Source organism: Bacillus glycinifermentans, from assembly GCF_001042475.2.
GTDB classification, from domain to species: Bacteria; Bacillota; Bacilli; order Bacillales; family Bacillaceae; genus Bacillus; species Bacillus glycinifermentans.
In genome coordinates, this window is record NZ_LECW02000024.1 from 26,782 (window position 1) to 45,602 (window position 18,821).

General features: G+C 41.0%; 22 protein-coding genes, 1 tRNA gene and 4 pseudogenes. 10 read left to right on the plus strand and 17 right to left on the minus strand.

Annotation, left to right across the window (positions count from 1 at the left end):
• Positions 1-145: 145 nt before the first annotated feature.
• Both AB447_RS15325 and AB447_RS15330 read right to left on the minus strand, forming a co-directional pair.
• Complete coding sequence (locus AB447_RS15325; protein WP_048353400.1) at positions 146-679, minus strand: DUF420 domain-containing protein; 534 nt, start codon at positions 677-679, stop codon at positions 146-148.
• Between the two features lie 148 nt (positions 680-827).
• Entirely contained in the window at positions 828-1,808 is a 981-nt protein-coding gene (locus tag AB447_RS15330) for a hypothetical protein (protein WP_048353399.1), read from the minus strand.
• Between the two features lie 253 nt (positions 1,809-2,061).
• Here AB447_RS15330 and AB447_RS15335 point away from each other — a divergent pair, with 253 nt between their 5' ends.
• Positions 2,062-3,024: a S66 family peptidase gene (locus tag AB447_RS15335; RefSeq protein WP_048353398.1), complete on the plus strand. Its 963-nt coding sequence runs from the start codon at positions 2,062-2,064 to the stop codon at positions 3,022-3,024.
• 85 nt (positions 3,025-3,109) lie between these two features.
• Here AB447_RS15335 and AB447_RS15340 read toward each other — a convergent pair whose 3' ends face one another.
• On the minus strand, positions 3,110-3,646 hold the full coding sequence (locus AB447_RS15340) for a GNAT family N-acetyltransferase (RefSeq protein ID WP_048353397.1): 537 nt from the start codon (positions 3,644-3,646) through the stop codon (positions 3,110-3,112).
• A 169-nt stretch (positions 3,647-3,815) separates the two neighbouring features.
• On the opposite strand from AB447_RS15340, the gene AB447_RS15345 reads away from it, so the two are divergent.
• Positions 3,816-4,322, plus strand: coding sequence for a YoqH family protein (locus AB447_RS15345; RefSeq protein ID WP_411801438.1), 507 nt, complete (start codon positions 3,816-3,818; stop codon positions 4,320-4,322).
• Between the two features lie 267 nt (positions 4,323-4,589).
• Here AB447_RS15345 and AB447_RS15350 read toward each other — a convergent pair whose 3' ends face one another.
• From AB447_RS15350 to AB447_RS15365, 4 genes are all read right to left on the minus strand, one after another.
• On the minus strand, positions 4,590-4,910 hold the full coding sequence (locus AB447_RS15350; RefSeq protein WP_048353396.1) for a hypothetical protein: 321 nt from the start codon (positions 4,908-4,910) through the stop codon (positions 4,590-4,592).
• A 500-nt stretch (positions 4,911-5,410) separates the two neighbouring features.
• A complete protein-coding gene (locus tag AB447_RS15355; RefSeq protein ID WP_048353395.1) occupies positions 5,411-6,232 on the minus strand; it encodes a LysM peptidoglycan-binding and 3D domain-containing protein in 822 nt (273 codons plus the stop codon).
• Between the two features lie 220 nt (positions 6,233-6,452).
• Entirely contained in the window at positions 6,453-8,228 is a 1,776-nt protein-coding gene (gene recQ, locus AB447_RS15360) for a DNA helicase RecQ (RefSeq protein ID WP_057957637.1), read from the minus strand.
• Between the two features lie 115 nt (positions 8,229-8,343).
• Positions 8,344-8,862: a hypothetical protein gene (locus AB447_RS15365; RefSeq protein WP_048354673.1), complete on the minus strand. Its 519-nt coding sequence runs from the start codon at positions 8,860-8,862 to the stop codon at positions 8,344-8,346.
• Between the two features lie 78 nt (positions 8,863-8,940).
• Here AB447_RS15365 and AB447_RS26335 point away from each other — a divergent pair, with 78 nt between their 5' ends.
• The 3 genes from AB447_RS26335 (at position 8,941) to AB447_RS15370 (ending at position 9,601) form a co-directional block, all read left to right on the plus strand.
• Positions 8,941-9,087 (plus strand): hypothetical protein, encoded by a 147-nt coding sequence (locus AB447_RS26335; RefSeq protein ID WP_172796359.1) that lies wholly within the window; start codon positions 8,941-8,943, stop codon positions 9,085-9,087.
• 143 nt (positions 9,088-9,230) lie between these two features.
• On the plus strand, positions 9,231-9,413 hold the full coding sequence (locus AB447_RS25335) for a YjfB family protein (protein ID WP_373687983.1): 183 nt from the start codon (positions 9,231-9,233) through the stop codon (positions 9,411-9,413).
• A gap of 114 nt (positions 9,414-9,527) precedes the next feature.
• Positions 9,528-9,601, plus strand: a tRNA-Arg gene (locus AB447_RS15370).
• A 300-nt stretch (positions 9,602-9,901) separates the two neighbouring features.
• Here AB447_RS15370 and AB447_RS15375 read toward each other — a convergent pair.
• The 7 genes and pseudogenes from AB447_RS15375 to AB447_RS25885 form a co-directional block, all read right to left on the minus strand.
• Entirely contained in the window at positions 9,902-10,003 is a 102-nt protein-coding gene (locus tag AB447_RS15375; protein WP_048354674.1) for a putative holin-like toxin, read from the minus strand.
• Between the two features lie 387 nt (positions 10,004-10,390).
• Positions 10,391-10,894 (minus strand): annotated as a pseudogene (locus tag AB447_RS15380) (XkdF-like putative serine protease domain-containing protein); the annotation flags it as partial.
• Between the two features lie 53 nt (positions 10,895-10,947).
• The gene (locus tag AB447_RS26910; RefSeq protein ID WP_232517686.1) at positions 10,948-11,151 is read right to left on the minus strand and encodes a hypothetical protein; all 204 of its coding nucleotides are present in this window, start codon (positions 11,149-11,151) and stop codon (positions 10,948-10,950) included.
• Entirely contained in the window at positions 11,151-11,291 is a 141-nt protein-coding gene (locus AB447_RS26915) for a hypothetical protein (RefSeq protein ID WP_232517687.1), read from the minus strand. Before AB447_RS26915 ends, AB447_RS26910 begins: the two co-directional genes overlap by 1 nt.
• Before the next feature lie 109 nt (positions 11,292-11,400).
• Entirely contained in the window at positions 11,401-11,796 is a 396-nt protein-coding gene (locus AB447_RS15390) for an immunity 22 family protein (protein WP_048354675.1), read from the minus strand.
• 11 nt (positions 11,797-11,807) lie between these two features.
• The gene (locus tag AB447_RS15395) at positions 11,808-12,083 is read right to left on the minus strand and encodes a hypothetical protein (protein ID WP_053075408.1); all 276 of its coding nucleotides are present in this window, start codon (positions 12,081-12,083) and stop codon (positions 11,808-11,810) included.
• Entirely contained in the window at positions 12,038-12,760 is a 723-nt protein-coding gene (locus AB447_RS25885; RefSeq protein ID WP_053075409.1) for a hypothetical protein, read from the minus strand. The genes AB447_RS15395 and AB447_RS25885 overlap by 46 nt, the downstream gene beginning before the upstream one ends.
• 337 nt (positions 12,761-13,097) lie before the next feature.
• Here AB447_RS25885 and AB447_RS25345 point away from each other — a divergent pair, with 337 nt between their 5' ends.
• Positions 13,098-13,229, plus strand: coding sequence for a Phr family secreted Rap phosphatase inhibitor (locus AB447_RS25345; protein WP_082634666.1), 132 nt, complete (start codon positions 13,098-13,100; stop codon positions 13,227-13,229).
• 97 nt (positions 13,230-13,326) lie between these two features.
• On the opposite strand, the pseudogene AB447_RS15405 reads toward AB447_RS25345, so the two are convergent.
• A pseudogene (locus AB447_RS15405) lies at positions 13,327-13,695 on the minus strand (ArpU family phage packaging/lysis transcriptional regulator).
• A gap of 214 nt (positions 13,696-13,909) precedes the next feature.
• On the opposite strand from AB447_RS15405, the gene AB447_RS15410 reads away from it, so the two are divergent.
• The 3 genes and pseudogenes from AB447_RS15410 to AB447_RS26920 all read left to right on the plus strand — a co-directional run.
• Positions 13,910-14,281 carry a BLB8/JUQZ-1 family protein gene (locus AB447_RS15410; RefSeq protein ID WP_048354676.1) on the plus strand — a complete coding sequence of 124 codons (372 nt, stop codon included), beginning with the start codon at positions 13,910-13,912 and terminating at the stop codon, positions 14,279-14,281.
• Between the two features lie 587 nt (positions 14,282-14,868).
• Positions 14,869-15,060: pseudogene (locus AB447_RS26340) on the plus strand (BLB8/JUQZ-1 family protein); the annotation flags it as partial.
• A 322-nt stretch (positions 15,061-15,382) separates the two neighbouring features.
• Positions 15,383-15,502 (plus strand): annotated as a pseudogene (locus AB447_RS26920) (N-acetylmuramoyl-L-alanine amidase); the annotation flags it as partial.
• A 79-nt stretch (positions 15,503-15,581) separates the two neighbouring features.
• Here the strand turns inward: AB447_RS26920 and AB447_RS15415 are convergent.
• Entirely contained in the window at positions 15,582-15,896 is a 315-nt protein-coding gene (locus AB447_RS15415) for a hypothetical protein (RefSeq protein WP_048354678.1), read from the minus strand.
• 1,015 nt (positions 15,897-16,911) lie between these two features.
• Here AB447_RS15415 and AB447_RS15420 point away from each other — a divergent pair.
• Complete coding sequence (locus tag AB447_RS15420) at positions 16,912-17,526, plus strand: hypothetical protein (RefSeq protein WP_053075410.1); 615 nt, start codon at positions 16,912-16,914, stop codon at positions 17,524-17,526.
• Positions 17,527-17,594: 68 nt separating this feature from the next.
• On the opposite strand, the gene AB447_RS15425 is transcribed toward AB447_RS15420, so the two are convergent.
• Entirely contained in the window at positions 17,595-18,461 is an 867-nt protein-coding gene (locus tag AB447_RS15425; RefSeq protein WP_048354679.1) for an SDR family oxidoreductase, read from the minus strand.
• Between the last annotated feature and the right edge of the window lie 360 nt (positions 18,462-18,821).

Consider the following 18,821-nt stretch of genomic DNA (forward strand, 5'->3'; position numbering starts at 1 on the left):
CCTTTTTCTTTTCTATCCAATGCTCTAATTATTTATATTGGTCATGTTCAGTTCTTGTGTAGTACGTTTATCTAATTTGGACGGATTAATTTCGAAAAAAGGAATAGTTGAGGATAAAACAAAAAAAGCCGGTTGTCCGGCTTTTTTAATAGTAAGGGGAAATCAAGATATAAACGAGAACGCCCGTCAGGCTGACATACAGCCAAAGCGGCATCGTCCATCGTGCGATTTTGCGGTGGCGTTCAACCTGCATGCTGAGCCCCCTGAACAATGTAAACAAGGCAAGAGGCACGATAACAGCTGACAACACAATGTGCGTGATCAAGATAAAAAAGTAGATGGGCCGTATGATGCCTTGTCCTCCAAAATGGGTATCAGGCATCAGCGAATGATAGGTCAGATAAGACACAAGAAAGATTGCCGTCGTTGTAAAAGCGGCAAAAATAAACCGTTTGTGAGCTTTAATATTTTTCTGCTTAATCATGATGAGCGCCGCAACCAGAAAAATAAAAGTAAAACTATTACAGACGGCGTTAAGCAGCGGCAAGAACGTCAGATCCAAATGGCTGAACTTGTCGCCTTTCGGGAGGAAAAACAGCAACGCGATGACACCGTTGATGATGATCGTCAGCGCGACAACGATGCCTGTAAAATTTTTATTTTTTTCTTTATGAGTCATATGCAATAATCTCTCCTATTTGTCCAAGCTATCAAAATCGTATTCAATCTCACGGGCATTGTCAACGTTTTCGCATCGTTCGTCAGAAATTAGACATAGAAAACGCAAAAATTCCCTCCGGTTGAAACCCGAAGGGAATTTGTCGGACTTAGAAATTCAGTGCATCGTTTGCCATTAGGTTTTGCGCTTCTTCTTCTGTCACGATATCAGATTTTTTCGGTTTATGGCTGAATGTCACATCACCGTCAATTTCTTTAAAAGAAGAATCAGTCGTAATGGCGATTGATTTAGGGAAATCCTTTATGTCAAAGTCGACGGACACATCGGCTTTTTGAGAAAGGATATTTTTCTTGTCATCAAGCGTTGTTGTCACATTGTACTTTTTGAAAGTCAAATCTTTCAAGCCGTCTTTTACATTGTTCAAATCATCTTTAGACAACGTTTTTTCTGAAGCATCGCCGATGATTTTGATGACGTTCATCACGACTTGTTTAACTTCTTCGTCTTTCAGGCTGAATGTGATTTTTTCTGATGCGCCTTTCTCTTTTTCTTTATCAGTCAAATCCTCTGTTTTAAACTGATCAGCAGACAGGTTATCCGCGCCTTTTTGGATGGAATCCATCAGTTTCTTTTGAATGTCTTCCGCCTCTTTTGATGATGACTGATCGTCTTCAAGCGGGAATTCCAAATACTTTCCTTTCAGACTGTCAAAGTTCATTCCCGTTGTTCCAAGGAACAATCCGAAATTGTCTAAGACGCTGTCAAGCTTGATGTACCCAACTTGTTTTTTCTCATCCATAAACACCGGAACATCGAAATTCATCGTCATATTTTGGACTTTCATTTCGCCTTTTAACACGACTTCTGACTGTTTTGTCTTTGAATCTGTTTTTCCGCTGACCGTTAATTTTAGATTGTTCAACACTTCGGCAATCTGCTTATCTTCCGCACCCATATTGGACGCATCTACTTTCAGGCCGATATCAGCTGAAAAATCGTACTTTTCCGCTTCGGCTAACTTTTTGTAAGCGGCCGCGTACGATCCTTTTGGATCAGCTTGCTGGCATGCAGCTAGTGCAAGTACAAAAGCCGAAATAATTAAAAATAAAAACCAGTTTCTTTTCTTCAAATCGAACGCTCCTTTTGTCATGGTTTTTTCTGGGCTTAGACAAAATATGTACCAGATGACATAAGCATTCTATCACAAAAAGAGGAAAGAAAGTTAAAAAATTTGCTTAACATTACATTAAAACTTATTTTGGAAATAGATTTACAAATTGATTTTTTTTACAAAATTGGCTTGCAGTGATGAATATAAAAAACTTTCAACACCGCTGATAATATGGTTAAATGGTAGGAAATCAATCAAAAGGATGTTGCATATGTTTCCTTCAAAATTAAAAGCCGGAGACCTCTTAAGAGTCGTTGCTCCTTCCAGCTGTATGTCCCTTTTAGCAAAAGAGCAAGTAGAAAGGGCAACGCGCGTGTTAGAACAGATCGGATTTCAAATTTCGGTTTCGGCCCATGCCGATGAACTCGATGCATGTTCTTCATCAAGCATTGAATCAAGAGTCAGCGACCTTCACGAAGCCTTCTCAGATCCGGACGTGAAAGGGATTCTGACAGTGCTCGGCGGCTACAACAGCAATCAGCTTCTTCCCTATTTGGATTATGAATTGATCAAGTCCCATCCAAAGGTGTTCTGCGGTTTTTCGGATATTACGGCTCTCGCCTCCGCCATTTATAAAAAGACGGGCGTTGTGACCTATTCCGGCCCGCATTTTTCAAGCTTTTCTATGAAACAGGGGTTAGAGTATACAAAAGATTATTTTGTGAAATGCTGTCTGTCGGAAGAACCGTACGAAATCGAACCATCTAACTTCTGGTGCGAGGAGATTGGGGAAGAGCGTCCCTATCCAAATCGAGGTCCAGTCATCTTAAACGAAGGAACTGCGGAAGGCAGGATGCTCGGGGGAAACTTATGTACGCTGAATCTTCTTCAAGGAACGGAATATTTCCCTGACATAAAAGATGCCGTATTATTTTTGGAAGATGATTTTGAATCTTCAGCCGCTTTTTTCGACCGCGATTTACAATCGTTGCTCCACCTTCCGGACTTCTCATTTGTCAAAGCTGTTGTTATCGGCCGCTTTCAGAGAAGATCCGTTGTGCCGATCGACCTTCTCAAAACGATCATTCAAACAAAAAAAGAGCTTTCGTCGATAACGGTCATCGCCAATATGGATTTCGGCCATACGACTCCATTTTTTACGTTTCCCATCGGAGGAAGATGCCGGATCGAAGCGCTAAACGGCAAGGTCCGTCTCACCATCACGGAGCATTAACAGGCAGAGGAACAGCGTTTTCCTCTGCCTGAGTACGGGTGAGATGACTTGCAGGCTGCTGACATTGTTTTGAAATTTGGGAAGTTCAGCAACCCGCAGCACCTAAAATAGAGTATACATATGTATCATGCAAAACGCCGTTTTGATACATATAATTTCTTAATACTCCTTCTTTTTGAAAACCCAATTTTGTTAATACTTGATGAGAGCCTTCATTTTCAATAAAAACAACCGCACCGATACGAGTTAACCCCATATCGCCAAATCCATACTCTACAATTCTAGCAATCGCTTCTGTTGCATAGCCTTTTCTCCAATATTCGGGATTCAATTCATATCCTATTTCTGCCCGTTTATGTTTAGGCGACCAAGCATTAAATCCAATTGTGCCGATTAGTTTTTCTTCTCCTTTTATTTGAATTCCCCATCTAATTCCCCTGTTTTCAACGAAATTCTGCTTAAAAAGAGCAATTAGATGTCTTGCTTGCTCTCTCGTTTCGAATGTTTCTTGTCCATAATAACGGGTAACTTTTTCATTGGAAAAACAATCGAATATGCTTTCTGTATCCAGATCCGTTATTTCTCTTAATACAAGCCTATCTGTTTCAATCACCGGAAACATATTTGCCCTCCTTACCAGGATTCTTTGTCGTGCTTCCTCATTATATTGCTATTGCTGTTTAATCTTGATAGCTGGATGAGCGGGATGCCACGTTTCAACCATTTTATGCACGGATGAATTTCGGACGTAGAGATCGGTTAAACTATTTCCGGATTTGGAGGTGATTCGATTGAACAGAATGTTAAAAAGTTTTCTGCCGCTTCTAGTCCTGCTCTTGCCTCAGGCGGAAACAGCTCAGGCGCAGACTTCGGCACAGATATCCTATCCATGCAGCGTCGTTCTTCATCCGGTCAGGGATATACCCAATGCTTTGGGAACCGCTTTAATTACAAAAGTTAAAAAACCGTATACAGATATGCCGACGAGTCCTGTGAGAGAACGACAGAGCATTAGCATCTATGCTGATTGGATGCCGTCTCCTTCTTCATTCGGAGAGTACGACCGATATGAAGGATTGGCCCAAATTCCAGGGGAAATCAGTTGGCGGTTTAAGATGTATCCCGTTAAGGAAGATGCGCCGAGCTGGGCCGGGGGAACTCCCTGGGCAGGCAAATTTGATCAAATATCTTCAGAGCTTCCTGTAAATACGCGGGTGGAGATACGTCTTTCTCATTCGAAAACGAATAGATTAGGTCCTGCCATTTTGCAAAACACGTTATCCGGATGCCGCAAATAACAGGTTGATTCTCGGGAACGACGGAACAATTTTGCGATCTTTGAAACCGCTGCTGCCAGATACATTGCACTGCCGACCATCCGGGCGACTCATAACCATAAAAATCAGTACAGCGCCAGCTTCCGGCGTTTCGCACCCGCCCGCGTTTCAGAGATAGCCCAGAATGCCTGGCGTTTTCGTATGAATCGCCGAATGTCGTGCAGCTGAACGTGCGTTTTCCGGAGCCAATATTGGTTTAGGAAAATCTTAGACAATACTTTAGACCGCTTATTCCTGATGGATAAACAGATGTTTTTCAGGGCTGAACAAAACGGAAAACATCACCATGAAAACCTTCCATCCCCGGATCGGACTTCCGCATCTAAACTTCAACACTTCTCCTTTATGTAAAGTAAACTTCGCTGATTGGCTTATGCACCAATCAGCTTTCACTTGAATAAAATGTTCGCCAGGCTGCAAATCAATTCGCAGCCTTCCTCCATCTTTGATTTTTCCCATCTCGGCACCGTCAATCAACACGGAAAATTTTCTCATTTTATTGATGTACTGCGATGTTCTGCTAATTTCAATGTATGTCTCTTGATTCATCATTACACATCCTTAAAATCATTAAAATCATGCACACTGCTCCATTATGCGTACCTGTCGCGAACCTCTTCGACTCGCGCATTGTGTGCTAATGAATTTGCATCACTTCTAGTTTACACGTAATGACTCAGTTTTTTAAAGAGGGTGGTCGGTGCGGCTGTTGATGAATCCTTGTTCTCAAACGTATTTGTTCAGTTTTCCTAATGTGACTATTACTTAACTTTTGATGTAATGACGAAGGCGTTTTGCTCGCTATGAATGTAATCCAGTTAGCAAGCCAACACGAAATGATATTTCCCCTTTAGTTCCTCAATCATCCATTGTGTCTGGCTAACAATTGATAGGTTGCGCTCTAAGTCAATCAGGATTCTGTAATTTGTTAAATGGTGCAATGAGATGATCGGTATCAGGTTTCGTGAAGACCTGTGCTGCTCGTTTCATGAACATAAAAAAAGACACTGACCATCAACGATGTTCAGTGTCAAGGCGAAAATCGCTCTTTATTTTAATACTTTTACTTTAACGGTTTTGACGCCCCAATTTCTTGCGTCAGATTTGCTTGGAACAAATACGTCAATTTTGTTTCCTTTAATGGCTCCGCCGGTATCTCCCGCAGTCGCTACACCATAGCCTTCAACGTGAACTTTAGAGCCCAGAGGAATCACGTTTGGATCGACGGCAATGACTTTGGCGTTCTTGTTGGCTTTCAAATTGATTCCTGTTGCTGTGATGCCGGACATTCCGCCGTCATTAGCAGTATAAGCCGTTGCAGTAACCGTCAGCTCTTTTACCGCGTTTTGAGATGTATTTGATTGAGAAACTGCTTCTTTTTTAGCGGCCGGTTTTTGGACTGGCGCAGCAGGTTTTTGAGCTGGTTCAGCCTGTTCGGTTTTCGGTTTATGTTGAACTGCAGTTTTGGTTTCCGCAGCTTTTACTTCAGTCTGAACAGTTGCCTGCCCATCGACAGCAATCGTTGTATTCGGATAAATTATATCTGATTTGATGTCGTTCCAATTTTTGAGATCACTTACTGTAACGCCGAATTTTTGGGCGATTTTCCAGAGTGTGTCTCCCGCTTTAATTGTATATTGTTTTTTTTCTGTTGTTTTTTCTGAAACGTTCAGCTTCTGGCCTGGAATAATAACATCAGAAGCAAGCTGGTTCCAATCTTTTAGATCCTTCAGGCTTACACCTTGTTTCTGCGAGATTCCCCAAAGTGTATCACCTTTTTGGACTGTTACTTCTTTTGCAGAGGCACTCGCTCCGAATGCAGTTGACGACAGCGCCGCAACCGCAACAAAGGACATAAACGTCTTCTTCATAAGTAAATCCTCCCTTGTTAGCTTTTTATTGTCCGGCTAACAGGAGCAATCGTAACATATGAAAATGTCAATTCAATAACAAAACAATTTGTTTTTGATTACAGTTCCTTTACAAGAAACATTTTCCACGCCTGTCTAAGTCGTTATAAACCCAGTCATATCAACGGTTCTCTCGTTCTTTTACTTTTTTAAAAAAGAGATTTACAAAAATGCATTTTTATCATTCATTTTCAGCTTTATAGGCTTTTAGCTCCTGTAAAAATAAAGCGCCGTATTTTTGTCTTTTCTGCTCCCCTACTCCTTTGACATCCATTAATTCATCCTCGGTCAACGGCATTTTGCCGCTCATTTCCTTCAATGTTTCATCAGAAAAAACGACGAATGGAGGCACCCCCTGCTCCTGTGCAAGCTTCCGGCGCAGCGTTCTTAAACGCTCAAACAACTGGTCATCCTGAACAATTTGGGCGGTTTTCATTTTTTCTTTTCGGGTTACCTCTTCCCTTCCAAGCAATACGTTCCGCCCCTTATTTGTCACAAAAAGAACGGGATATGTTCCGTCAGACATCTTTATGTATTCATCGGCAATCAAAAATTCTATAAAATCGCTGATCTCAAGAATGGTCTGATGCTTTAAAATACCGTACGTCGATAAATGCTGAAAGCCGTTTTCGATGACTTTTTTATTTTTAGACCCGGAAAGAACCTGTGCGACCATGGTTTTCCCGAATCTTTCGCCCATTCTCATCATGCAGGATAATACCATCTGCGCTTCTTTTGTGACATCCGCTGCGTTTCTCGTATCAAGGCAGCTGCCGCACCTCCCGCAGTCTTCCGTCTGTTTTTCGCCGAAGTAACCGAGAATGAACCGTTCAAGACAGCCTTCTGTATGGCAAAAATCAACCATCTGTCTCAGCTTTTTCATTTCCTGCGCCTGCATGTCTTCATCGTCTGTGGACTGCTCGATTAAAAAGCGCTGCAGCCGGATATCCTGCGGAGAAAACAACAGAATGCACTCACTGTCAAGACCGTCGCGCCCGGCGCGTCCCGCTTCCTGATAATAGCTCTCCATGTTCTTTGGAATCTGATAGTGGATCACGTACCTGATATTTGTTTTATTGATGCCCATTCCGAATGCGGAAGTCGCCGCCATTACGCTGATGCTGTCATTTAAAAAGAGATCCTGCTGGCGCTCCCGCTCTTCATCATTCATTCCTCCGTGGTAGCACCCGGCGGCTATGCCTTTTTTCGAGAGATGTCCGGAAATTCTTTCAGCCTCGCGTCTAGTCGCCGTATAAATAATCCCCGCCTCAGAGCGGTTTTTTTCGATATAGGATTCGATGAACCGGTCCCTGTTTTCACCTTTTACGATTTTAAACGTCAGATTATCTCTGGAAAATCCGGTGTACACAGTGTTTTCTTTTTGGATGCCAAGCTGTTCGCAAATATCTTCATGAACTTCAGGCGTCGCGGTCGCCGTTAGTGCAAGCACGACGGGACGGCTTACGAGCGAGCCTAAAAAGCTTTCAATATTCCTGTAGCTCGGCCTGAAATCGTGCCCCCACTGCGAGATACAATGGGCTTCGTCTATCGCCGCAAGCGGAATATGAAGATTGGAGATCACACGGATGAAATCCGGGGAAGTTAAACGCTCCGGTGTGACGTAAAACAGCTTGTACCCGCCCTCTCTTAAGATGGAAAGACGTTCCTCAACCTTGCGGGAATCGAGGGAGCTGTTGACGTATGAGGCTTTGATCCCAAGCTCATTTAAGGCATCCACTTGGTCTTTCATCAGTGAAATTAAAGGGGAAATCACCAGTGTCGTACCTTCCAAAAGCAGAGCGGGAATCTGATAGCAAATCGATTTGCCTCCCCCTGTCGGCATAATGCACGCCGTATCCCGCTCTTCTAAAACGGATTGAATGGCTTCCCGCTGTCCCGGCCGCAATGACGGATAGCCAAAATAACGCTGTAATAATGCTTCGGCTTTCTCTAACATTCAACTGAAAACCTCTCTTTTGGTAGTCTTCTTCCTGTGCCTCCATCATATCATATTTGTGACTGCAGACAATCATCCTGGTAAAAAACACAAAATGAAGAACGAAAAAGATATTTTAATAGGTTGAAGGCATTTTACTTGCTGATCTGAGCGTTTCAGCTGCTTCGCTGCAAAGGCTTCTGTACTCTAAAGCACTGTCGGAACTGATGTCGCCTGTAGCCATAAATCTCAAATTCCACAGCTCTCTCAATTCCGACACCGCTTCTTTCGTGACCTCTCCTTGCTCATAAAGCATATCGATGACATGCAGCACACCCTGACTGCCGGAATCCGATTCCAGTCTTTTGGCAGCCTCGCGCAGCGCCTCCTCAACCTCAGCCCATGCGCTTTCGACAACGGCTTGCGGCGGATTCTCAGCCTTTATCGATGCCAGAGCGCGGTTTCTTTTACCGCGTGCTGAAGCCAGCGCCTGAACACGCATGCCGAATTCCAATTCGAAATCTTTATATTTTAATTTGATAAGTTCCTTCAGCCGTTCGGATACAGGTTCCTTTAAGAGCCATACGATCATTGCCAATGTAACGGGCCACGCTAACGACTGGACCATCGAAGATACAAACTCAAGCCAATCCATGAATCAGCCTCCCATATCATTTTTTTAGAAACAGACGAAATGTTGCGAAAGAAGAAAAAAGAATACGGAGTGTTTAGCATGTGGATCATCATCGTGCTGCTCATCATGTTGACCGGATTCTCCGGAACGATCATCACGATACTGAGAACAATGGTGAAACAAAACAATAGAATCATTGAATTGTTGGAGGAAAAAACGAAACAGCCGGTTGAGAAAAGGCGTTAGACGGTACATTAGCGAGAACTGACTGCTCGCGCCAGCGCTTTTCCAAATCTATACTATCACGCCATCTTAAAAATTTGAATATTCAAACGATTAAATGTGAATAAAGACCTCCCTTCATTCAACCGATATTACATGGTAAGGAGGTGGTTTTGTTGGATATCGCAGCTTTATCGGTGGCTATGAGTCAATCCTCGCTGGCCCAAAACGTGAATATTTCATTAACGAAAACAGCTATGGACACCGCCAAGCAAAATGCGGAACAATTAATCGACGCAATACAAGCGCCCCACCCTGTTTCAGGCCATCATATTGATCTGAAAGGCTAAGGTGCAAAAGCATGCATTCAGTCAGGCTGGATGCACGCTTTCTCCTGAAATACGAAAAAAATTGGATTTTCCCCCTTTATTTTTTCATTGCTTTATACTATAATATTGTTCTGTGTCCCAGTAGCTCAGGTGGATAGAGCAACAGCCTCCTAAGCTGTGTGTCGGGAGTTCGAATCTCTCCTGGGACGTATTCAGATAAGAGTCAGTCCTTGGTATTTAAGGGTTTGGCTCTTTTTTATTTGTGATTTGCGGTTCTCGTCACCATTTCTACTTCGTCGACCGTAACATTATATCGTATATAGAAATTCAATCAACGTGTGTTATAATCATATTAGAGATACCATATCATGATCACGTTTCAGATGTATTTCTTCTTTAGGAAATGCATAAAATAAAAAAGACCCGGCTGCTGGGAACAGTCGAGTCAGTGTACAAAAAGCAGCCCACCAAGGGGCTTGCTCATAGGATCTTGATGATAGACTATCCCTTTAAGTTTGAAGGCTCAAGGGAGGTCTATTTTTTTTCTTCGACAACACGGCAATTAACATGCCGAAAGCAATCATTAAAGAGATTGTTTCGAATGTTGTCATTTGCATCACCCCCTTTCAATTGGGGATGAGCAAGACTTCCCTTGAGTGAGCAAAGCTTTTATATACAAGAATATTATACTCTATATAACTACACTGTGGTTGTCCTTTTTTATAAGATATAGTTGAGATGAACAGTAGCACCAAGACTGAAAACAGGGGCGCTAAAACCATTTTCACCAGCGTTGTCTTTGTTTATGCCGATTAACTCAGTAGGATGATGCCGCCATACGTACTTCTGAGATTCCCAGCTTTGATCAGTTCAGGTTCTCTCGTTTTTCTTAAGATTTTCACAAAGTCTTGCAAGGCTTCTCTGATTTTTTTAGGATCAGTTTCCATCACGGCACCAGCGGCTGCGTTCGACGTTAAATCTGTCTTGGACCTCTCCTTTTTCAGCAAATTAAAAAGCCCTTTCTCTTCACTGGCAGACGGAGAAAAAGGCTTCTCTTTTTGCTTTTCTATTGTTTCGGCGGTCCCAGTCATTGAATACCCGGTGAAGTCGTCTTTTTTGATTTGTTCCCAAATCTCATTCGAGGCTTTCGTGACAATAACCCAAGTTCCTTTGTTAATGGTTTCGCCATTCACCTCAAAGTCGGCCGGACCGTCCTGAAAATCATGTTGCTTGTCGATCTGCTGGGCATCCTTCAGGAAACCGCGAGCTGTTTTTGCGATTTCAGCAGCCGTCATGTAATCCCCATGTGCGTCGATCGTGTCTGGTTCGTATACAATTCCGTATACGAGCTTTTGCTTATCTTTAGCTTTTGTGAGGACCTTGATTTCTTATTAAAAATCGGGCTGTTTTTCTGATTTCATAAAAAAGAACTGTTTTTGAATAACAGCCTTGTCCACATATGAAACGTGTGTAATTTTGGCGTTTACCAATTCTCTTGGCATGTGCTCACCTCCTTTCACTGTACATTAAATCTTTATCCTTCTTTTCGAATTCTTTATTTGCCTTTTTTTAGGAGCCATGTGAAGAAAATGACTTCCTGTGCAAACGGGATCTCACCGCTTGCATTCCCCGTGACTATCGCGCGCAATCCTGCATAGACTCCAGCTGCTCCTCCTATGAAGCTGACGACCTTCATCATCATTCGATACATCCGGGTGCACACTTGATAAGGGAAAGGTGCGTCTCCCATTCTGGCCATTAAAAGCGGCCGCCAATCAGCTGCACAATATCAATGTGCAAAATATCAGTGTCCGCAGGCTCTCCTTCTTGGACTCGATATTCACGTTCGTTTTTCTTGTCTCTATCGTAGGACAAAGTGGAATAAAAAAAGTCCCCCATTTTATCCCCCTTTTTGTCGGATTTTTCTCGGATTTGAACATAAAAAAAGCACTCAATCAGAGATCAAGTGCTAAAACAAGTTTATCAGTTCTTTAGCTCAATTTTATCTTTAAACATATGAAACGGATCCTACAAATTTAAAAGTATACCCATTGTTAACTATTTCATTTCTTTTTCCTTCATAATCAAAGTTATATAGTAAAATGGCAGAGTTTATATTCTTGGGAAGTTGTTTACCCTGAATAGCTTCAAAACGAGACAAAATGATTTCATCATACGAACAGCCACCTATTAATTCTTGCAGCAATTCTTTATTTTGATCATAAACGACCTTTTCGATAAAATCTTCATCTAAATCATCAATATCTATGTCAAAGTCTATTAAAAACGGAGAAGGGAGAAAGTCACCTTCTTCTTCATCGTACGGTAATTCAACGTATTCATTTAATTTATCATCAGTTTGAATACTTCCAATCCATAATGAGACAAAATTTTCTCGTTCCATTTTAAATCCTCCTATTTTTTTATCCTTAATCCATCAGGCAAAGCCTCAACTCCACCTTTTAGTCTGTAATTGGCCCAATTGTTTAATCTTCGTACAAACATATTATAATCTTTTGATGAGTCTATGATCTTTAGTAGTTCGTTGTGAGCAGCAGTAGAACCTAATCCACCGTGCTTTCCTGTCGGGTTAACAAATTCCACTTCATTTATTGCCGTTCGTAGCTCTCTAATTTGTTCTGCCGTTACTCCCCAGTGTTTAAAAGTAGGGCTCGTGAAACTAAATGCCACTCATGCATTCCTCCTGGAGCTCGAAGCTGTCTTTCTATGGCCCTTCTAGTTTTTTTATCACGCCAGAGTTCATCTAATTGTTTAGTTGATAATGAATTGAACCATTTATTAAACTCCCCACTTTTAACTGTTGGCACAATGGTTTTTCTTACTTTTTTTACACCCTGACCCGAAGTCTCTTTATTACTATTGAAAAGCACACTTTTCTTTTTATCCTCGGCCAATTCTTTTAATATAGGCGGCGTATTCTTCACATTAATTGAATTCGGTGCATCCTGAAGAATCCCTTCCAATGCGGGAGTGTATCGATTAGTAGGCAGCTTTACAAATTGTTTTACGGCCTTTCCGGCTTTCTTCGCCTTGCTAACCGCGGTCTTTCCAGCCTTGACAAGATCCTTCGATCCCGTTGAAGCTGAAGAAGGTCCGTCTTTCAAACCCCAAAGACTCCCAATCAAATAAGTGAAATAGTGCGCCCTTGAATACGCATCCCCATTGACTACTTTCTCATCCCATTTTTCCACCAACGTGTCCACCATACTTTGAAAGGCACCTTTAAAGTCATATCCAAGAATTGCATCACTAACTACTTGCGGATCTTTGTGTAAATAGTCAATTGTCCATCCAATTTTCCGCCCTAGCTCAATTCCTCCATCGACAAAATCCTTCCCAAGATCCACAGCAGCGTTAAAAATGCCTGCTTGAATGTCATCACCTGTTTTATTGAATTTAGACAGGTTGTAAATAACTTGCTGTTCAGTTGTAAGATTATCATATCCAATCTCATCAGCAATTTTAATATATTCACCATGGTCAAGTGTTTTGTCAAGTTTCTCTTTTAGCTTGGCAATTCTTATATCATGTTCGCTAACCTCGCTAATCTCTTTTTCAAGCTTTAGCTATCATTGCAGCAAGACACTTCAAAAAGAAGGAATATCATGAATTAGCGGCGAAATACTTCGATGAAGGAGTAGTCGCTCGCGACAAAATTCAAACATGGACGGAGGAACTTGTCTCATGAAAAAAATACTTTTAGGTGCAGTAATAACAGGAGTAGTTTTAACTGGTATTTTAAACTTTACTACTCAAGGAAAAGCTGAATTTGGTGCTGGAGACTTTAAAGTTGCTGAAAATGCATTTTTTGGTTAAATCATAACGGGATTTAGTGCAGCTCCTAGGATTTGAAAAAATTAAACTTTGATAAGGTGGACTCGTAGGAGTCTGCTTTTTTCGTTCATAACAGCCCTCAGATAATCCCGGGAGCTGTGGCCTGATGACATTTGATCTGATAATATTTGTCCTTTTTGAGTCCCATCTCCATATAAATCTCAGTATCCTTGATTTTCTTTGAAGAGAGGTACTTGGCCTTTATGATCTGCAATTCATTATCAAGACTTTATGTTAACGCCCTGTCTATCTGTGCAACTTTTAATTCATTATAGGGATGTGGATCGGACAGCCGCGGGAAAGGCTCTGACATCCCTGCCGCTTCTTGCTCCTTCCAATATTCAAGCTGAACCTTCAAAGCCTTATATTTTTTGAGCTCCCTAATAATCGTATTTCTGACTTCCTTTTCGTCTATAGGTGGCAGAAAAGACAATTGTTTAGCTAACAAAATCATCCCTCCTTGAAATAAAAAAGACACTAAACCAACGCATCACAGCGTTGGTTTAGTGTCCTCAGGCTCTCCATCTTGGACTTACTCGTTTCTTGTGCTCTTCTCAGATATTTTATTTGCCCACAAATAATTAACATTTATTTACAAGGAAAATCATTCCTTGAGTCGAATTAGTAAAGTGTAACAAAAAATTTCAAAAGGAGTGTTTTAAATGAAATTCAAAAAAAGTATTGTTTCTACGTTATCGATTTCTGCTTTAGCTTTGTCTATAAGTGGAGTAGCATCTGCAAAAGAGGTAGATAACTCTACTGTACTGATTCCAGAAGGTAAACAAGCTTCCTTCTTGCTACAGGATAAAATATCAATTCAAAATTATCCTATAACTCTACGTTTAGGAGAAGAGTATGATATTCCATCCCATATATCAGGGGCCAAATCATGGAAAAGTGATAATTCGTATGTTGCATCTGTAACCGGCAGTGGAATAATTAGAGCAAACAACCCTGGAGATGCTAAAATCACTGTATTTAAAAGTAATGGTACGGTGTTAGGAGCTATTTTCGTACACGTTCCGAAACCGTAAGTTGACAGGGGGAAGCCGCTGTCTCCTTTCGAAATGAACATCGAACCGGCTGAATTCAAAGAGAAAGTTTTTCTGAATCTTTGTTAAGGGCTTCATCTCAAAGAGAAGCCTTCTTTTGTTTAAATCCTTTCCGTTATTCGAAATTTTTTAGAATCAAAGCTTCCAATTCATTTTAGTGAGTGTGACGTTACGTCCTGCGCAATATTCGATTTTTGCAAGTGAAACTAGCACGTCCCTTCGCCCTAATCAAAAAACACAAAAATGTATGCGTTCCCAATAGCTGTCCTACCTCTTAATTCGATTCAATTCAAACTCACCCTCAATATTGTTGTTTTCCTTTAAGGAAAAGTCACACATCTTTCATTGGTTATCTTTCCGTTTCACAAACCCTCCACATGTTTCAAATATTTAACATGCTAAACTAGACTTGCAAGCAAAATGAAAACCCATGAGGGTAAATGATGAAAAAAGCTATGAAAAGTTTATTGGCATTATCACTGATTTTAGGAGTCTTCATTTCACCAGCCCTTGCTCTAAACGCCTCTGCCCAAACAGCGTCAGTCATATCTTAATCTTATGGCGTAACCTACACTACAATGAATGTTGGCGATTCTAACGTATTTATGGGAGGAGACCAATATCAAATCCTCAATGGTCAGGGCGTCCTTGAGATTAATCAATATGGTATGGTTACAGCCATAGGTCCTGGTAAAGCGACTGTTGTTGTTTATAAAAACGGTGTTATTTATTGGGTGCATTATGTAACTGTTGTCAGATGATTAAGAGCGTATTATCTGCTCTTCAGGCTGTCGTATTTTCTCGCGGCCTGAAGCTCACCAGTAAATGATGAGAATGATTGGAAAATTTGCTTTTCAATATTCAATAACCAACATAGAAGAAGTTGTACACATATGTTTTACCTCATTCCTCTTTTGTAGTTATACCATTAGGGTTTTCACTCTTTATTATATTAAAGTACTCAACTTCTAGAATAGAAGACTCTATATATCTAGGATTATATAAATACTTTCCATCTGAATAAACCGTATGATAATCAAATTTCTTTCACTCCCCATATTCCTTAACATATAAATTCCCTCTAAGGATGCGTTGCCTGCTCTCTATTTCTATCCGGACAAAAGAGCCAAAAATAACGGAATAGATGACTATTACGAGCGGAAAACGAAGGCAAAGGCGAAAATTGAAACTTTATTGGAGTAACAAAAAAGGCCCCAGATAGAGCCTTTTTTGTTAAATGCTAAGCCAATTAAAGAGTATTTCAAATTGAATATTCTTTAAACTAATTACTATCCGGGAAATTCCCAATGAAATCTTTTAATAAATCATGAATTTCATCAATATGCCAAATATAATCTGCAAAATTTAAATGTAATTTAAGGAGTAAACTTCTTATCTCATCTGTAGAGTAAAGGTGTGAATTAGATAACTTTTCTATGTTTTGAGTCATATTTTCTAGTAAATCTGAATATTCATCTAGATTATCGATTTTATCATCTAATTCGCTTTTACTAACTACCTCAATTTGTTTTTTTTTCTTTATAAGTTCATTAATATCAGTTAAAATTTCTATTGTTTTTTTAAAATTATCTTCCATATCTCTATCACCTCAATCAAAAATTGAAATTGTTCTTTTTTGTTTTAATGCCGCTATTGTTTTAGCTTCAATCATATTACCATTCATGTCCAAAACAACCTTTGCTCGGCCTCTCTTGTCGAAGACCTCTATATGGTCAAACGATTCTGCCTTCAAAGTTTTATATTTTTCAACCTCCTTAAGATCGTGTTTCTGATTTCTTGACTTAATTAATTTTTTCCCTCATTTACTAATGCACAGGCCACAAGCATTAACATTAATTCACAAGGATATTCATTCCATGTAACAAATAATAACCGTGGAAAAATAACAATAAGAGTTTCCGATGAAGAAATTCCCACTTTTTGTTGCTGTCTTTCCCGACTTGCAATTTTTGTATTAACAGCTAATGAGGTAACAGAAACGGTTATAGATGGAGCCGGAAAGTATATAAAATAATTTATTTGTGAATACTCTGGAAGAGATGTAGGCAGAAAGGATAAGGGGTATTTATCAAAAGAAAATGGAACACCTATTGAATACTTTTATATAGACAGTTCTAATGAATATGAATCAAATATGGCTAAACAAAAATGAAAAATATATTTTCTTAAAAGTAGCACAAGCCCGGGACCAGGTCAAAACCTGGAAACAGTAGCCACGACCGGGAATCGTTAATACTTTATTCAAGAGGGCTTTTCGCCCTCTTTTTTGATAAAACTGTCATTCTCCATAAGCGGCAAGGTTGTGCGTCTTCAAGTATACGTCTAAACATTGCATCCTCGACTTCCTAAAACGGTTAAAATCCTCAGTCGATTGACTTCACTTCAAATCACCTATTTGGTTACGTTCAACCAATAATAAAGGCTGCCGCAGAGGGTTAGCAGGCTATCGGCAGCTTACACAAAGATCGAAACCTGTAAATTTATTTAAATTTAAAGTTTTTTTGCAAAAAAAGACATGATTTTCATTTTATTAATGCTATGATTTTTCAAGCCTATTGAAAAATAGGGAAATCCAGCAAGGGAGTGGTGTTATGTTTAAGACAAAGCTCAAAAAAACAGTAGGAATGGGTATCGTTGCAGCAGCCTGTTTCATTTCTGCATGGCCAGCCAGCGCTGTGTCGGCAAATGAAAGGGACGATTATACGATTGAGTCGTTTCACTATGTAGCAGTAGATGGAAAAGACGCGGATTCCCAGATCAAAATGAGTAATAAAGCCAACAAAGATATAAAAGTAACCATGGTCCTGCCTAAACAAAATCAAGCGGGCGATTGGCTGGCATATGGCTTTACGAGCAGGGAAAGTTTGCAGGCATTTATCGAAAAAGACAAACAAAGGCTTCAGGACAAATTCAAGATCACGGGCTCCGGTCCTTGCTGTACTGATTTCTATGAGTATAAAAATAAAGGCGGGCAGTATATTTATTGGAGAGACGGGTTTAAAAATCTGCCTTCCAGCTGGAATGACAGAATTTCCTCTTTGAGTACGGCGTCACCTTCTTCAAGCTATTCGACGACGCTGTGGGAGCATACTTCAACTCAAGGGTATGGAAAAGGAGTCTTGTTTAGACATTCCGATTGGTACGGGAAAACGGCTAATATGGCTTCGGATTGGGATAACAAGGCTTCGGCGATCGAAATCAAGTAACGGGAGAATCCCGGAAGTCTCAAAAATAAAGCCGGCCTCTGTCGACATGAACAAAGGCCGGTTTTCAACTATTCTGTTGTTCCGTCTACGATTTGAGTCAGCGCCTCGCTGATCGGGGTAAGCGGACGTCCGAGAAGTTTTTCAAAATCGCTGCTCTCGACGTCCAAAGCTCCGTCCCGGATCCCTTTTTGAATATTCACGAGCATCGGGATGAGAAAATCCGGTACGCCGGCACCTTTCATGATATCGGCATATTGAGCGTCATCAACCTGCTGAACCGGTATGTCTTTGCCCAATACGTCGCCAAGGGCAGACGCCAGTTCCTCCTGAGTCAATAACCTGCCCGAAAGCTCGTAGATTGTGTTTTCGTGTCCTTCTTCGGAAAGCACTGCCGCCGCAGCCTCTGCATACTCTTGCCGGAGTGCCCAGCCTGCCTTGCCGCTTCCTGCAGATGTCACCCAGGGAGCTCCCGCCAGCACACCTTGAATGCTTGACGCCTCATTTTCTAAATACCAATTGTTTCGTAAAAATGAGTAAGGAATCCCTGTTTTTAAAATCGCTTCTTCTGCGGCAACGTGCGGAGGAGCAAGGAACATTGTGCTCCCTTCGGCATTGGCTATACTGGTATAGGCGATGAAGCCTACTTTTGCGCGTTCTGCTGCCTCTGCCGCATTTGTATGTTGCCGAATCCTCGTTTCATTATCTCCGTCTGCAGAAATGATCAGCAAGCGGTCGATCCCTGCAAAAGCGGAATCCAATGTTTCCGGACGATCAAAATCTCCTTGGCGAACTTCCACTCCGCGCTCCTGCAATCCTTCCGCTTTCTCCGGATTGCGGACGCTAACGGCCAACTGGCTCGCCGGCACAGATTTTAATAGCGTCTCTACCACGTTTGACCCGAGTTTTCCTGTTGCTCCGGTAACTAACATTTTCATTGCAGATTCCTCCACTTTCCATTGTCATATGTATATCATCATGAGCTTTTATTGACTTGACGCATCATTTATTCAAAAGCCCTCTCCTTTAAACTGAAGACGTACACATATCCCGGCAGGCTCCTCTATCGACCTGTTCACACATTTTTGTAACTATTATAGTTACAAATCGGTTTTATATCAATAGCCAAAATACATTTTTATAAAATCGGTTTTCCTCGTTATGATGAACAGTTCTGGAGCGCGCCGATGATTTGTTTTGATCATCATCACCCCAAACTGAAATTTTATTCACCTTTTGCCATTTAGCAGAATAAAATATCGTGAGTCTCTGGCATGGCATATATTATAAATTGAGGT